The organism is Paludibacter jiangxiensis (assembly GCF_001618385.1).
GTDB lineage: Bacteria > Bacteroidota > Bacteroidia > Bacteroidales > Paludibacteraceae > Microbacter > Microbacter jiangxiensis.
This window is the reverse complement of sequence record NZ_BDCR01000003.1, coordinates 160,190-175,295: the sequence shown is the minus strand read 5'-3', so window position 1 is coordinate 175,295 and position 15,106 is coordinate 160,190. Positions and strand designations below refer to the sequence as shown.

The window sequence follows — 15,106 nt, the reverse complement described above, 5'->3', positions numbered from 1 at the left end:
ATATGTTACATAGATCATTCGCATTTAGTCTTTGTTTTTTGCCCATTTGGCAAATCTGAAAATTAGTAATGAGACTGCATTCAGAATTTTCTTTGATTTTATCCAATAAAATGCTTCCATTTGTTTTCGGTCAGCTATAGAGTTTTCATAGTCAGGAATAAACAATTGCAGTAGAGGGTGAGAATATATTTCGGCTATTTCTTTTTTATAAGTTTCCGTTTCACATTCTTGACTCGAAATGCCGCCTAAATTATAATCAGAGATAACAATGTCCAGCGTTTCAGTGCTACATGCCTGTAAAATAATGGTTCTGTACCAGAATTCGATATCGGCATTGTACCTGAAATCTTCACGGTAGAGACCATGTTGCTCAAACATACGACGGGCGATAAAGGTGGCTTGATGCGCTATGTTGTGCTCATACAGATAACCAAATGTAAATTTTGCGGGAGGTGTAGTGATGTGAATCACTTTACCTTTGTCTGAAATATTGCATTGGCCGAGCAGAAAGTCTGCCGAATGGTGTTTCTTAAATACCGTTTCCAGCACCTTTTCGTTAACCAGAAAGTCCCCCGAATTTAGAAATAACAAGTATTCCCCCGTGGCCTGTTGAATCCCTTTGTTCATCGCCTGAAATACGCCAGTGTCGGGTTCCGAGATCCATTTGTATTCAATATCGTTCCGCTTAATCTCACTCTCTTGTATAACTTCGAGGCTGCTGTCGGTAGATACTCCGTCGACAATGATATATTCAAACTCCGTAAAAGTCTGCATAAGTACCGATTGAAGCGTTCTTTTCAGACCGGAGGCGTTGTTTTTGTTGATAGTGATGACGGATAACAGCATGATATGTAGGTTTATACCAGAGAGAAAATATTCTCAAACTTTTTACGGTCGAAATGGCTATATTTTTTACTCTTGAGCAACAACAGCAGGTTACTATCGGAGTATCTGATCCGAAAGACTGCACAAATATACTTCAATACTTTGACTGGGTACCGTTTGAGTATATCTTTGTCTTTTGATAAATGTTCAAAAAGGAATACATTGTCTGTAGCCTCAAAAGCTGTATATAAATCGACGATCTCTTTTTTTCGTTTATCGCCTCCCACTGCTGTTTTATGGGCATCGTGTTCCCGATAAATGGAAAATGGCTTGTTTTCAAAAATAAACCTTACAGTTGATTGTTGAGCCCGCAGAAACCATTCCCAGTCGAAAACAAAGTGAAATTGCTCATTCAGAACACCTACCGACTCCCATGTTCTTCTAGTCCAAAACGATGACGGTTGTATAATAAAGTCGTTGTTAATCAGATCAATTTCCGTTGCATACCGTTGGACGTCGTATCCTTGAGTCACGACACCTTCAGCGGTTTCGTTGAAATGGATGCAGTTGCCGCTTAAAATTTGTTTTTTTGCAATGTCCAGACGGGATGCTACATAGCTGAGTACATTGGGCATATACATGTCGTCGCTGTTGAGCCAGCACAGAATATCTCCTGTAGCTTTCGCAAATCCTTTATTAATAGCATGGGCTTGTCCATTATCTTTTTCGCTGATCCAAAAGGAGAGATGATCGGAATATTTTTCTATAATTTCTACACTGTCATCGTTGCTGCCACCATCAATGATGATGTATTCCAGATTAGGATAGTTTTGACCCAAAACAGACAAAATGGTCTGTTCCAGAAATTGTCCCTGATTGTAGGAGGGCGTTATAACGGATATTTTGGGGAGCAAGCTCATTGAATAGCGATGTTTTTATTTACAAAGATGCCGTCTACCTGCAATAACTTCCCGCTTTCAGGGTTGCGAATTCCGTTCTCCAGTGCAAACAGTTCAAATCCTGTCGATTGCAAATAATTTACCATTTCAGTGAATAGCACTTCATCTTTATAAAGGGGTTCTATTGACATTTCCAGTTGCAACAAAGTTATCTTTTTTAGCGATTCTATAGCCCCATCCAATACATTTTTTTCAAATCCCTGAGTGTCAATTTTTAGCATAACCTTATCGTCAGGATGGTAATAACGTGCAAAAATATCATCCAATCGTTTGAGATCAATGGGTTCCTCTCCGATATATTGCGATTCTGCATCATAAGAAAGATGAGTAGGGAGAATATCCAACAATGAGCTACTGTATGAATTGCCCGATACATGGATCGCGGCCTTTTCGGTTTTGTTGCCCAGCCCGAAGTTCTCGCAGCTCCACGTTTCATCGTTCGCAGATAACTGTTTTAAGTCGTTAAAAGCCGATTTAAGAGGTTCGAACGACACGATGCGCTCTTTGTATCCGATGCGGCGCATGAGGCTGGCATATTGTCCCGTATTGGCACCCACATCGAGTAAGAGTTTGATGTTGTAGTACGACACCATCTGTTGCCGGGCTTTCAGCTCTTCGCTCAGATGGTTGAGAAAATATTGCTCCTGATCGGCAGGAACAATTCGTTTGATCTGATAATTGAAGTGCGCCAAAAGCCGGTTTATGAATGCCTTCATTGTGTTGTAATTATACGTTTTTTTAATTTTCGATAACTGCTAATCATCCCTTGTGGTAAAATGGCATATAACAGTGATACCATTTTTTCAAATAAGGTTTTATGTGGCGTCGGACTCCAAAAGTGTTTAAAATAGAAGTAATCAGCGGCCTCTTCGATCTTGATTCTTGAGGGATCTGTCAATGGCAATATCGCGTTTGTATGCAAAGCGGCCTGATGAGAATCGTTGTCAGTGGTGTGCGTGGCGTTGTCTCCAAATCCGATATTTTTTACAAGATTCACATTAGGCGCAATTGAACATCTGCCGGTGTACCATACATGAAACCACAACTGGTAATCCCATGCATCATTCCGGTTTGAGTCAATGATTTGTTCGAATGTCGATTTCCAGTAGTCCCGTTCAGAACGCGTGTGGAAGGTTGCGTCTATCTGTCGCCACATTTTTGTTTTATCCAGTTTTTTCAGGTCAAAGCGGTATTCCTCCCAAACCCTGCGCCAGGTAGCCCATCCCCAGGTATAGCTGTATTTTGAAAAATAGTACGATGCACTGCCATACACTTTCCCATTGTTGAAATTATCGCCACCTATCACGGCAATTTCATTGTTATTTCTATATTTCTCCAACAGCTCGGCGCAATAGCCAAAAAAGTCGGGGTGGGGAAGACAATCATCTTCGAGAATAATGCCTTCGTCGACGTGCTCAAAAAACCATGTGATAGCAGTAGCAGGCCCAAGACCGCAACCTAAATTTTTGTCTCTGAAAAGCGTTTTTACTTCACACTCCCAATCAATACTGCTCATTACATATTCACGTACTTCACGGCATAAGTCTTCTTCTCCAGTTCTGTCCGTTCGGGCTCCGTCGGAAGCCACGAATAGTTGTGAGGGCTGTGCTGACCGTATAGCTTCAAATACTTGCTTTGTGGTATCTATGCGGTTGAAAATGATGAATAGTATGGGAGTGGTCAATTTTGAAATCTTTGTTTTATTTTGTTTTTGATGGAATAAAATGTGTCGGCAAGTTTCTTCCCTCCAATCTTATATAAGTGACAATATATTTTTCCTCTTCCAATTAAATCAAAATGATAGCCGAGTTTCAAGATGTCCTTTTTGAACTCTTTTGCATATTCTGAATAGAGATCTTTAGGGTACATATAAGCTATGTACATGTTATAAATGATATCTTTGATTTCTTGATTGTATCTATATTTTTTGATTTTTGAAATAATTAGTCGAACCGAACGTAGCTGATCCCATTCTTTTGTCGGATTCATTGTATTGCAAATGCTTTTTGGATTAAACCTGTAATAAGCAACTGCATCCCGACAAAATTTTACAGCTTTTGTATGTGATAGAATCCGGGAAAAGTATTCTCCATCTTCATTTTTGCATAGTGATTCATCCCAGTTGCCAGCTTCTGACATTAGAGTCCTATGCCATAGCCAGGTATGAACACAAAAGCCGGTCAAGTGTTCCCAGGATTCAATAATTACATCCATTGGAAAATCGAAGTCGTGGCAAATTATCTCTTTTGTTGAGCTTTCAACATCAATGTGGCGAATGTCATTATTTATAAAATATTGGTGCTTTGTTACAGAAATAATATAAGGATCAAAATTATATTCTCTTAGTTGTTCTATCTGTAGTTGAAGTTTATTAGAAGAAAGGATGTCGTCACAATCTAAAAACTGCAAATACTCTCCGCCAGCAAATTGAAATCCAAAATTTCGAGCAGAGGAAAGACCCCCATTTTCTTTGAAGATATATTTGAAGCGGCTATCCTTATTACAATATATTTTGGCTACTTCTTCCGTGTTATCAGGGCTACCATCATTTACAATTATACATTCCCAGTTAGTATATGTTTGCGCTAAAACAGAATCAAGAGCCTCAGGTAAATATTGAGCTTGATTGTAACAGGGAACTATGATGGATATTAAAGGATAAGTGGAAATTTGCATTAAAATTGTTTTTTTGCGTAGGTAATTAGCTTATCCAAAAGCTTAAATCTATGGTTAAGACGAGCAATGTTTTTTTTTAGTTCTATGTTTTCTTCTATTGTATACTTGAAATTTTCATAATCTTTCAAAATTCTAGAAGGGAGTGTGTTTTCCATTGCTTTATCACCTTCTATTGTGTATGTGTGAGATAAGGAGCTAATGCCATAAGGATCAAAATTTGTAATATTAATATTGATATATTTTAGACTAACGTTACCAAAGATGATGGTCTTGACAAAAAACAACCAATCAGAAACAACAGAATATGATTCATCATACAGACCATATTTCTCAAATAGGGCTCTTTTAATAAAAGCCGCTTGATGAGGAATAGATTGTGTGGCAAAAAAATTATAGAAGGTGATTTCAGTTTCGATTATTCCAAACATTGTAGAAGGATCCTTGTCATTGTACAGATAAATAAGATTTCCATATATAATATCTTCGATTCTTTGATAGAATTTAATATCAGATAGGATATTCTCATTTACCAACCAATCTCCACTATTCAAGAATAAACAATATTCTCCGGTAGCTTTGAGAATGCCTTTATTCATAGCATTGTAGATGCCTTTGTCCGGTTCGCTTACCCAGTAAGTAATGCGACCTGAATATTGCTTAATGATATCTACACTTCCATCAGTACTGGCGCCATCAATCACGATATATTCAAAATCGGTGAAAGTTTGAGAAACCACACTTTCAATGGTTTTACGTAAACCGTCGGCATTGTTTCGGTTAATGGATATAATGGATAGTTTACACATACTACGATAATCTTCTTACAAATATTTTAACAATACGAATAAATAAAGATATTATCGACAAATAAAAATAACGAGGCTTTGAAAGGCCTTCCTCCATTTTTAATACTTTACAATAATCTCTGAAGCTTGACAATTTTTGCAAAAGAGTTTTTTTCTCTGGTCTATATCGTACCCCTGTTGAGCCGGATATTCCTAAGAATGCCAAGTTCGGATAAAATAAGCAAACATTATTTCTCATATTGAAGCTATTTACTTCATCAAACAATAAGTGTTCAAAATAATATTCTTTAAAATCATTCAATTTATATCCGTTTATTATAGACCTTTCAAAAAAGTATTTGTTTGCGATAAAACATCTTGAATCAATCAATTTGGAATCTCTGTTAATATCCGTAAAATACAGTTTATTTTTCTTGAAAAGCCAAATTAAATTGGTCGTATATATTGATTGAATAAGATTTGATACAATGAGTCGCCCAGTTATTTTTATGATGTAGTCTGAATTTTTTATAAATTGACTATGGCTTAATGCATATTTTAAAATAATCATTTCTCCGTAACCTTTTCCTAAATGATGGTCAAAGCTATTTCCTTGAAACGTAAGATATTCAAATCGTTTTGTGTTTGTCTTTATTTTATCAGAAATATCCTCGCCGGAGTTATTGCAGAATACTATGTCGAAATTTGTATGTTCTAAATAGTGATTAATTGCTTTTATATATTGCTCTTCTCTTTCATTTACGTCTTGTAGGTATGTAAATGGCATCCCATTGGGATTAATGCAGGCTGTCATTAATATAGTATATCGTGCCATAACTATTTCAACATCAAAAACCCACAATCTTTATAATCAAAAGCTCTTCCGTTTAGAGCACTAACTCCTTCTATCTCTAATCTTATCTCATTCTGAAATGTAACTTTGACTGCAACATTATGGTGGCTTAATGCAATAGATAACCAATATTGTCCATGTGTAATATTTTCAGGTAGTTGAATGCATCCCTCTAAAATAAAAGATCCTTTTGGGAAAAGTGGAGTCCTAGCATTAATATGTGATGGCGCATAGACTCCCAACAAGAGCCAGTTTTTATCATACATTCGAGCTTCAAGATCCATTTGGTTTGGCTCAGATAAATATCCTTCCAACCGATAATTAATACACTTTACTTTTTCTGGTAAAAATAATACATTTTGATCGTTACCATTTAATGTGACATTATAAAGCTTTATGGTGTCAATATGGTATTTAGCTGTATGTATAATTTTGTTTGCAGAAAAATCATCAGGTCTTAAATACATTTCCACTGCATCTTCAATATTTCCGTCAAAAGAAATATTTCCATTGAAGAGTATTACTCCTCTATTGCACAGGCTTCTAACAGCCGCCATATTATGACTCACAAACAACACGGTCCGTCCCTCTCCACGGGATACATCTTGCATTTTGCCGATGGCTTTTTTTTGGAATTCGGCATCGCCTACAGCAAGGACTTCATCTACGACTAAGATCTCTGGTTCAAGGAAAGCAGCTACTGCAAAACCGAGGCGTACGGTCATTCCTGAAGAGTAGCGCTTTACAGGGGTGTCGATATAACGCTCTACGCCCGCAAAGTCGACAATCTCGTCAAATTTACGGTCAATTTCCGATTTTCGCATGCCCATAATGGCACCGTTCATATAGATATTTTCCCGTCCTGTCATCTCGGGGTGGAAGCCGGTACCAACTTCGAGCAGGGAGGCAATGCGTCCTTTGGCTTTGATGCTGCCGGTTGTTGGAGCAGTCACCTTGGAGAGAATTTTCAGAAGAGTACTTTTCCCGGCACCGTTTTTTCCGATAATGCCTACCACATCGCCTTGTTCCACCTCAAAGTTAATGTCTTTCAGTGCCCAAACGTAATCACTGTTGCCTTTATGAGCTCGGTCGTTTACCTCGCCTATCTGTAGGTAAGGATCCTCGCGGCGCAGGATATTCATCTGCCACCACCGGTTCAGGTCGTGGGAAAGTGTCCTGGTAGAAACAAGACCTAAACGGTATTGCTTGGAGATATTTTCAAATTTTATGGCTGTAGGCATTGTCCACTAAATGTTTTTGAATTTGTCTTGTCCACGGATTACTCGGATATACACGAAATAATCTGAATTTGTTATAGTCCACGGATTATTCAGATTTTCACTGATTAAATCTGTGTATATCCGTGTAATTCGTGGATTAATCAGGAGATCATTCGTTTGAATTTTAGACTCCTTTCTCCGAAATTGACCAACAAACCAAGCTTTAATTCTGTAGCCTTCAAATAATTCAGTAATTGAGCTTCGTGCTCAGAAGTTAGTGCAGATAATGCTTTGGTTTCGATGATTATTTTATTGTAACATACAAAGTCTGCAATATAAAATTTAGTCAACGGAATGTTTTTGTATGTTATCGTTAATTTCTTCTCTTGTTCGAAGGGTATGTTTCGTAATTTGAACTCAATAGCTAATGCTTCCTGATAGACGGCTTCCAGAAATCCGCATCCTAATTCGCTATGAACGGCAAACAAAGCGCCAATTATCTCTTTCGTTTCTTTTTCAAAAACCATTATCTTTCGATTATAAGGTTTATGCCCAGTATTTGTTTTACAAATTTAATTTGTGATAATTCGTGTAATCCGTGGACTAATTCGCGGTTAAACCGTGTCCATGAAGCTTTTCTGTACCTTGTTGAATACCACGATCCCGACGGCTAAAAGTACCAGCATAAATCCGAAACTATACGTTAACATGCTCCAACTGAAGGTTCCTATGCCCAAAGCTCCGTATTTGAAAGTTTCCACGATGGAGGTCAATGGGTTCAAAGCCATGATCCATTGTTTTTTTTCAGACATCATGCTTAGCGGATAAATCACAGGTGTGGCATACATCCATAATTGCACGATGAAACCGAACAAAAGTGTCAGGTCTCGGTATTTGGTAGTGAGCGACGAAATGAGTATGCCAAAGCCCAGTGAAAGCCCCGCCAGCATCACAACCAGAAATGGGAAAAGCAGGAGATATTCGTTGGGATGAATGTTGGCTCCGCTAAAAAAGAAAAACAGATATACAGCAATGAATAGTGAAAGTTGAATGCCCATTCGTATTAGACTGGAAGTAACTGTCGAGAGAGGAACTATCAGCCGGGGAAAATAGACCTTCCCGAATATGTCGGCATTGTTCGTAAATGTGTTCGAAGTGCGGTTGAGGCATTCGGAAAAATAGTTCCACATGCAGATGCCTGCCAGATAAAACAATGGCTGCGGTAGTCCGTCGGTAGAGATTTTGGCAATTTTACCGAAGACTAACATGTACATGATGGTGGTCATGGCCGGTTGGATAAAAAACCAGAGTGGGCCTAAGATCGTTTGTTTATAGGAAGTTATAATGTCGCGCTTGACGTACATCTGCCATAAATCCCGATATCGCCAGATTTCTTTGAAGTCAATGTCCAGCAGGTGACCTTTGGGTTTGATGACAGTTGTCCATTCTTGTTGTGTATTTTCCATCTTCGAATCAATGCATTCAGTGTGTGAAAAAATGTTGGTCGAAATGCAAATATACAAAATGAAATGAACAAGTCTTCCAATTAATGGGTGAAAGTTGAAATAGAAAACAGTGACGAGTAACGAGAGACAAGTAATGCGTAATGATGAACCTTTAATGTTGAACACTAGATGCTAATGCAAAACACTAACCATTCACCGTTAATAATTAACCATTCATCGTTCCAGTTCTTCTTTTTCCAGCAGCACGCTTTCCCATTTCTCCATTTCGTCCGCTAATTGTTGTTTCAGTTTTTCGTAATCAGTGAAGATTTCAGGGGTAGGGTTGTCGTTCATGCTGATTTCAAGCAAGGCAATCTCTTTTTCAAGCCTATCAATGGCGGCTTCAGCTTCCTGCTGTTGGCGTTCCAGCTTTTTGATTTGCCGACTGAGTTCTTTGCGGGCTTCGTAATCCAGTTTGTTGTCGTTAACGGCTTTCGCAGCAGGTTCTTTTGCTGTTGAGGCGATTGTTTTGCGCTCCAGCTCCTGAAGGTTCTCAATTTTTTTGCTTTGCAGAAAATCGTAAATACCTCCGAGGTGCTCTTTGATCTTTTTATGACCAAATTCGTACACTTTTGTGACCAAGCCATCGAGGAATTCACGGTCGTGTGACACTACAATAACGGTACCGTCGAATGTTTTGATAGCTTCTTTGAGCACGTCTTTCGATCGCATATCCAGGTGATTGGTCGGCTCATCGAGAATTAGCAGGTTGACTGGTTCGAGCAATAAACGTATCATTGCCAAACGGCTGCGTTCTCCACCCGAAAGCACTTTTACTTTTTTATCCGAGGCTTCACCTCCAAACATGAAAGCCCCCAGGATATCGCGAATTCTGGTGCGGATATCGCCTACGGCGACATCGTCGATGGTTTGGAAGACGGTTTTGTTTTCATCCAGCAATGCGGCCTGGTTTTGTGCAAAGTAACCGATTTTGACGTTATGACCTAAGCGTAAAATGCCGCTGTAATCGGTTTCGCCCATGATACATTTTACGAGAGTAGTTTTACCTTCTCCGTTTTTGCCTACAAATGCCACTTTTTCTCCACGGTTGATTATCACCCCGATAGTGTCGAGAACCGTATGGCTGCCGTATTTTTTTGTCAACCCGTCAACTTCTACAGGAATGGTTCCCGAGCGGGGTGCCGGAGGAAACCGCAGGCTGAGCCGCGAGTTGTCCACGTCTTCTACTTCAATGCGATCGAGTCGTTCCAGTTGCTTGATGCGTGATTGAACCTGAACAGCTTTAGTGGCTTTGTAACGGAATCGTTCGATGAAATCTTCCGTATCCTGAATCATCTTTTGCTGATTTTCGAAAGCTCGCTGTTGCTGTTCCAGTTGTTCTTTTCGTAGTTCTACATATTGAGAGTAGGGAACTTTGTAATCGTGAATACGCCCTAAAGAGAGTTCTATAGTGCGGTTCGAGACTGCATCCAGAAAAGCGCGGTCGTGCGACACGAGCAGCACGGCGTTTGCCTGAGTAGCTAGGAACGTCTCCAGCCATTGAATTGATTCGATGTCGAGGTGGTTGGTCGGCTCATCCAAAAGCAGTACGTCCGGTTTGCGGAGGAGTAGCTTTGCCAGTTCAATGCGCATCCGCCATCCACCACTGAATTCTCCGACAGGCCGGTCGAAGTCAGTTCGTTCAAAGCCCAGTCCGACCAATGTTTTTTCAGCTTCCGCTCTGAAATTGGTACCTCCAAGCATGTGCAGGCGCTCCGTGTCATGCGTCATGCGTTCTATCAGCTTTTGGTATTCTGGAGAATCGTAGTCTGTACGGATCGCCAGTTGATTACTCATTTCGTCAATACCGGCCTGAAGCTGTTGCAGTTCTGCAAAGGCAGTCTCCGCTTCTTCAATCACGGTGAGGTTGCCGCTCGGCAACAAGTGCTGAGGAAGATAACCTATGGAAACATCAGATGGTACGGACACTCTTCCTGAAGTGGGATTTTGTCCACCAGCGAAGATGCGTAACATGGTAGTTTTTCCGGCACCGTTTTTGCCAACCAGGGCAATGCGGTCTTTCGGGTTTACAAGAAAAGAGATGGAATCAAAGAGCGTATGTCCGCCAAATTCGACCGTAAGCTGTTCTACAGAAATCATTTTTATAACTGGAAATTGAATTTGCAAAGATACGAAAAAATAGATAGCGGGGCAGAAACGCTTCATAGAGTAGGGAAGAGAAACTGGAAAATAGAAATGAGCAACGAGTAATGAGGGGCTGTATTCAGATGGCGAGACTGGCGGTAGGGGAGTCAGATGCTAAACATTTAACGCTCAATTTAGCATCTTCAATATTGCACACTAAACGTTGAACTTTGCTTGGAGATTAACACATCTAAGAGGATATTTCCTTTGCGGAGTAATTATATTTGTAGTTAAGCAATATTGAATAAAAGAAGTGTTTAATCCTTAAATGATGATGCGAATTCCTCATTCTGACCTCAGAATAGTTTCTGTTAGTTGTAAAACATTGTACGTGATTTTTTAATCCAGCTTGCCAATATCACCTCTTATGTATGAATTTAACGATTTGGGAAATGCGTTGATTCCATGGGATTTGCTTGATAAAAGTGAAGATCAGAATGTTTTCAAAACACGAGAATGGTTGGAGTTTTTGCGAAAAACACAACATGCAGAGCCATGCGTTGTTGAAATTTACGACAATGGAAATCTTATCGGCTATTTTGTGGGTGAAAATTTCAGGAAGGTGATTAAAATTGTGGCCAGCCCGTTTGAAGGATGCTCTACCGGTTTTCAGGGATTGAATATGCTGAAGCCAATTACAGCAACAGAGCGTGTAAAGATCTATGAATCGCTTATTTTATCTCTGTTTCGAACAAAGCAGTGTCTGTTTTTTCAGGCAACTGACTGGCAAATGAGCGTTGAGGATTTGACACATTCTGTCTTGCAGTACGAACCCGTCACTGGCTATTCGATTGATCTTACCCAGTCGGAAGACTTATTTCTTCGGGATTTTAATGAGTCAAGCCGTAAGAATGTCAATAAATCGGTAAGGCGCGGAGTGTTACTCAGGCAGGCTGAAAATCCGGGAAAATTTGTGGATGATTATTACAGCCAGCTGCAGGATGTGTTTAGCAAGCAGGGTTTGAAACCGACTTATTCTAAAAACAGAGTTACTGCGCTTGTCGATACTTTATATCCAACCGGGAATCTTTTGTTGCTCGAGTCGCTTTCTCCGGAAGGAAAATCCATTGCAACAGGTCTGTTTTTGGGGAAAAACAAATTTTCTTCGGCTTGGGGGCAGGCCAGCTATAAGGATTCTCATTCCCTTTTCCCAAATGAAGCCATGTGGTTTGAAGCAATGCGTTACTGGAAAAATGCAGGTGCGACCGTGTTTGAATTGGGTGGTGGGGGAGAATATAAGAAGAAGTACGGGGGCGTTCCGTACGTGAAGCCCCGCCTTGTTGCAACAAAATATCAGGCGCTTCATTCCCTGAAGCAGCTTGCCAAACGCAGTTATTATTTTACGAGAAAGGTAGCTTCCGTTATCTGCTCTTCGTAAATGCGGGTGGTTCAGCCGTGTTCTTAGCGATCAAATCCTTTAAATTTCAGCAAATATCGAACTTAAGAAGAAGCCGTTTCGTTGTAATAAACGAAACGATTTCCGGTTCGGTGTGTGGTTGTTGTCTGTGTCAATCAATTAGGAATTTGAAACAAAATTACCTATCTTTGCAGCCCGTTTATAACCAAAAAGGATTGTAAACTTTGAAATCTCAAGCTGTTGGTTGTTCTGATGACAACAGCAGCATCAGACCAAAAATTACGTCTAACCTGAAAATTAAAACTGAAAGAAATGAAATTATTAGAAGGGAAAGTCGCTATTGTGACGGGTGCCGCCCGCGGCATCGGCAAAGCCATCGCTCTTAAATTAGCCAGCGAAGGTGCCGACATTGCTTTCACCGATTTGAACATCGATGAAAATGCTTTGGCAACTCAAAAAGAAATTGAAGCTTTAGGTGTTAAAGCCAAAGGTTATGCTTCCAATGCAGCAAATTTTGAAGATACTCACAATGTTGTTGCAGAGATTGCTAAAGAATTCGGCCATATCGATGTTTTGGTAAATAACGCAGGTATCACCAAAGATGGTTTGATGATGCGTATGAGCGAAGCTCAATGGGATGCGGTAATCAATGTCAACCTAAAGTCGGCTTTCAACTTCATTCATGCCTGTACACCAATCATGATGAAACAAAAATCGGGAAGCATCATCAATATGAGTTCCGTAGTAGGTGTTTCTGGTAATGCAGGTCAATGTAACTATTCTGCATCCAAAGCAGGTATGATTGGTCTTGCCAAATCAATAGCAAAAGAACTTGGTTCAAGAGGAATTCGTGCCAACGCAATTGCTCCGGGTTTCATTGAAACTGAAATGACTCATGCACTGACTGATGAACAACGCGCTAAATGGGCAGAAACAATTCCTTTGCGCCGCGGAGGTTCGCCTGACGAAGTTGCAAAAGTAACACTGTTCCTTGCATCCGATCTGTCTTCGTATGTGTCTGGTCAGGTAATCCACGTTTGTGGTGGGATGAACACCTGATTTGTTCTTCCAGCAACGCAATAAACTTTACAACGCAGGCACGCAAAACTAATTCTTTGTGTGTTCTGCGTTGATGTTTTATGTAGCCCAATCGTTGTGGTTTAATTCGTTTTTTACGGCTTCACAATTCAAAATCTTCAGGCTACTTTCAACTGTTCTTAAAATTCTACTATGGCTTCAGTCGAAATATTGGATACCACGTTACGAGACGGGGAACAAACTTCCGGCGTCTCATTTACCGTACACGAGAAATTAAGTATAGCACGGCTTTTGCTCGAAGAGCTTAAGGTCGATCGCATTGAAATTGCTTCTGCGCGCGTATCGGAAGGCGAATTTGATTCCGTGAAACGAATTGCCGAATGGGCTCAGAAAAACGGTCATATTGATCGGATTGAAGTCCTTGGATTTGTAGACGGTAATCTTTCTCTTAACTGGATTCGTGATGCCGGTTGTACTGTCCTCAATCTTTTGTGTAAGGGTTCGCTGAAGCACTGCAAACATCAGCTAAAGAAAAGTCCCGAACAGCATGTTGCGGATATAAAGCAGGTACTGGCGGCTGCTGAAGAAATGGGTGTCAGTGTCAATGTTTATCTGGAAGATTGGTCGAATGGGATGCGCGAGTCGGAGGAGTATGTCTACTTTATGGTAGATTCTCTGAAAGACGAGAATATTAAGCGTTTTATGCTTCCTGATACACTCGGGATTCTCAATCCATCTGAAACCGCTGATTATTGCAGTAAAATGATTGTTCGTTATCCGGATGTTTTCTTTGATTTTCACGCGCATAACGATTATGATTTTGCCGTTGCCAATGTGTTTGAAGCTATCAAGGCCGGTATTAAAGGAGTGCACGTGACAGTAAATGGTTTGGGCGAAAGAGCAGGAAATGCTCCGCTTTCAAGTGTTATAGCGGTGTTGCACGACCATTTAAATATCGAAACCAAACTGTGCGAAGATAAAATAAATTCGATCAGTAAAGTGGTGGAAACGTATTCAGGCATTCGCATACCGCCCAATAAGCCTGTTATCGGCGAAAGTGTCTTTACACAGGTGGCAGGTGTTCATGCCGACGGAGATAATAAGAAAAATCTTTATTATAATGATCTTTTGCCTGAACGTTTTGGACGCGAACGTCAGTACGCGTTGGGTAAAACTTCAGGAAAAGCCAATATTCTAAAGAATTTACAAGTTCTTGGTATTGAGCTAGATGACGAGATGATGCGTCGTGTGACAGCACGCGTTATCGAGTTAGGGGATAAAAAAGAGATGGTTTCTCTTGATGAATTGCCCTATATTGTTGCAGATGTGTTGAAGAGTGAGAAAGAAGATCAGGCTATAAAGATACTCAATTACTCTCTGGCACTGACTTATGGACTTCATCCCGTTGCTACCGTTAAGATGGAGATAAACGGTGAAATTCACGAACAGACGGCAGCAGGACACGGTCAATACAATGCGGTATCGAAAGCCATGTGGAAAATCTACAAAAAACTTCATAAGCCTACTCCTGAATTGATTGATTATGTGGTTGTAATCCCACCCGGTGGAAAAACGGATGCTTTTGTACAAACTATTATTACCTGGAAATTCAAGGATAAGATATTTAAAACCAGAGGGCTGGATGGTGACCAAACGGTTGCGGCAATCAAAGCCACTATCAAGATGCTTAATCTGATAGAAGAAATGTAAGTCGTCCGATTTTACTATTCAGCGTTCAGGAAT

The 15,106-nt window shown here is 40.1% G+C and carries 14 protein-coding genes; 3 read left to right on the top strand and 11 right to left on the bottom strand.

All coding sequences use genetic code 11. The annotated features are described in order from the left end of the window. Positions 1 to 24: 24 nt before the first annotated feature. The 11 genes from PJIAN_RS07225 to PJIAN_RS07175 form a co-directional block, all read right to left on the bottom strand. Entirely contained in the window at positions 25 to 846 is an 822-nt protein-coding gene (locus PJIAN_RS07225) for a glycosyltransferase family 2 protein (protein ID WP_068703562.1), read from the bottom strand. An 11-nt stretch (positions 847 to 857) separates the two neighbouring features. Then, positions 858 to 1,745: a glycosyltransferase family 2 protein gene (locus PJIAN_RS07220; protein WP_068703560.1), complete on the bottom strand. Its 888-nt coding sequence runs from the start codon at positions 1,743 to 1,745 to the stop codon at positions 858 to 860. Further along, the gene (locus tag PJIAN_RS07215; RefSeq protein ID WP_068703558.1) at positions 1,742 to 2,500 is read right to left on the bottom strand and encodes an FkbM family methyltransferase; all 759 of its coding nucleotides are present in this window, start codon (positions 2,498 to 2,500) and stop codon (positions 1,742 to 1,744) included. Before PJIAN_RS07215 ends, PJIAN_RS07220 begins: the two co-directional genes overlap by 4 nt. Beyond that, positions 2,497 to 3,468, bottom strand: a complete 972-nt coding sequence (locus PJIAN_RS07210; RefSeq protein ID WP_153802513.1) for a glycosyltransferase family protein — start codon at positions 3,466 to 3,468, stop codon at positions 2,497 to 2,499. Before PJIAN_RS07210 ends, PJIAN_RS07215 begins: the two co-directional genes overlap by 4 nt. Further along, positions 3,465 to 4,460 carry a glycosyltransferase family 2 protein gene (locus PJIAN_RS07205; RefSeq protein ID WP_068703554.1) on the bottom strand — a complete coding sequence of 332 codons (996 nt, stop codon included), beginning with the start codon at positions 4,458 to 4,460 and terminating at the stop codon, positions 3,465 to 3,467. The genes PJIAN_RS07210 and PJIAN_RS07205 overlap by 4 nt, the downstream gene beginning before the upstream one ends. After that, positions 4,460 to 5,266: a glycosyltransferase family 2 protein gene (locus PJIAN_RS07200; protein ID WP_068703552.1), complete on the bottom strand. Its 807-nt coding sequence runs from the start codon at positions 5,264 to 5,266 to the stop codon at positions 4,460 to 4,462. The genes PJIAN_RS07205 and PJIAN_RS07200 overlap by 1 nt, the downstream gene beginning before the upstream one ends. Before the next feature lies 1 nt (position 5,267). After that, positions 5,268 to 6,080, bottom strand: a complete 813-nt coding sequence (locus PJIAN_RS07195) for a hypothetical protein (RefSeq protein ID WP_068703550.1) — start codon at positions 6,078 to 6,080, stop codon at positions 5,268 to 5,270. Between the two features lie 2 nt (positions 6,081 to 6,082). Then, positions 6,083 to 7,339, bottom strand: coding sequence for an ABC transporter ATP-binding protein (locus PJIAN_RS14785; RefSeq protein WP_084252317.1), 1,257 nt, complete (start codon positions 7,337 to 7,339; stop codon positions 6,083 to 6,085). A gap of 140 nt (positions 7,340 to 7,479) precedes the next feature. Next, the gene (locus PJIAN_RS07185) at positions 7,480 to 7,845 is read right to left on the bottom strand and encodes a GxxExxY protein (RefSeq protein WP_068703548.1); all 366 of its coding nucleotides are present in this window, start codon (positions 7,843 to 7,845) and stop codon (positions 7,480 to 7,482) included. Between the two features lie 87 nt (positions 7,846 to 7,932). Continuing rightward, entirely contained in the window at positions 7,933 to 8,784 is an 852-nt protein-coding gene (locus PJIAN_RS07180; protein ID WP_068703546.1) for an ABC transporter permease, read from the bottom strand. A gap of 213 nt (positions 8,785 to 8,997) precedes the next feature. Further along, a complete protein-coding gene (locus PJIAN_RS07175) occupies positions 8,998 to 10,923 on the bottom strand; it encodes an ATP-binding cassette domain-containing protein (protein ID WP_068703544.1) in 1,926 nt (641 codons plus the stop codon). Between the two features lie 412 nt (positions 10,924 to 11,335). Between PJIAN_RS07175 and PJIAN_RS07170 the strand changes: the two genes are divergently transcribed. From PJIAN_RS07170 to PJIAN_RS07160, 3 genes are all read left to right on the top strand, one after another. Next, on the top strand, positions 11,336 to 12,346 hold the full coding sequence (locus PJIAN_RS07170) for a GNAT family N-acetyltransferase (protein WP_068703541.1): 1,011 nt from the start codon (positions 11,336 to 11,338) through the stop codon (positions 12,344 to 12,346). Positions 12,347 to 12,637: 291 nt separating this feature from the next. Then, positions 12,638 to 13,384, top strand: coding sequence for a 3-oxoacyl-[acyl-carrier-protein] reductase (gene fabG / locus PJIAN_RS07165; RefSeq protein WP_068703539.1), 747 nt, complete (start codon positions 12,638 to 12,640; stop codon positions 13,382 to 13,384). 171 nt (positions 13,385 to 13,555) lie between these two features. Continuing rightward, positions 13,556 to 15,073 (top strand): hydroxymethylglutaryl-CoA lyase-like TIM-barrel protein, encoded by a 1,518-nt coding sequence (locus PJIAN_RS07160; RefSeq protein WP_068703537.1) that lies wholly within the window; start codon positions 13,556 to 13,558, stop codon positions 15,071 to 15,073. The last annotated feature ends 33 nt before the right edge of the window (positions 15,074 to 15,106 follow it).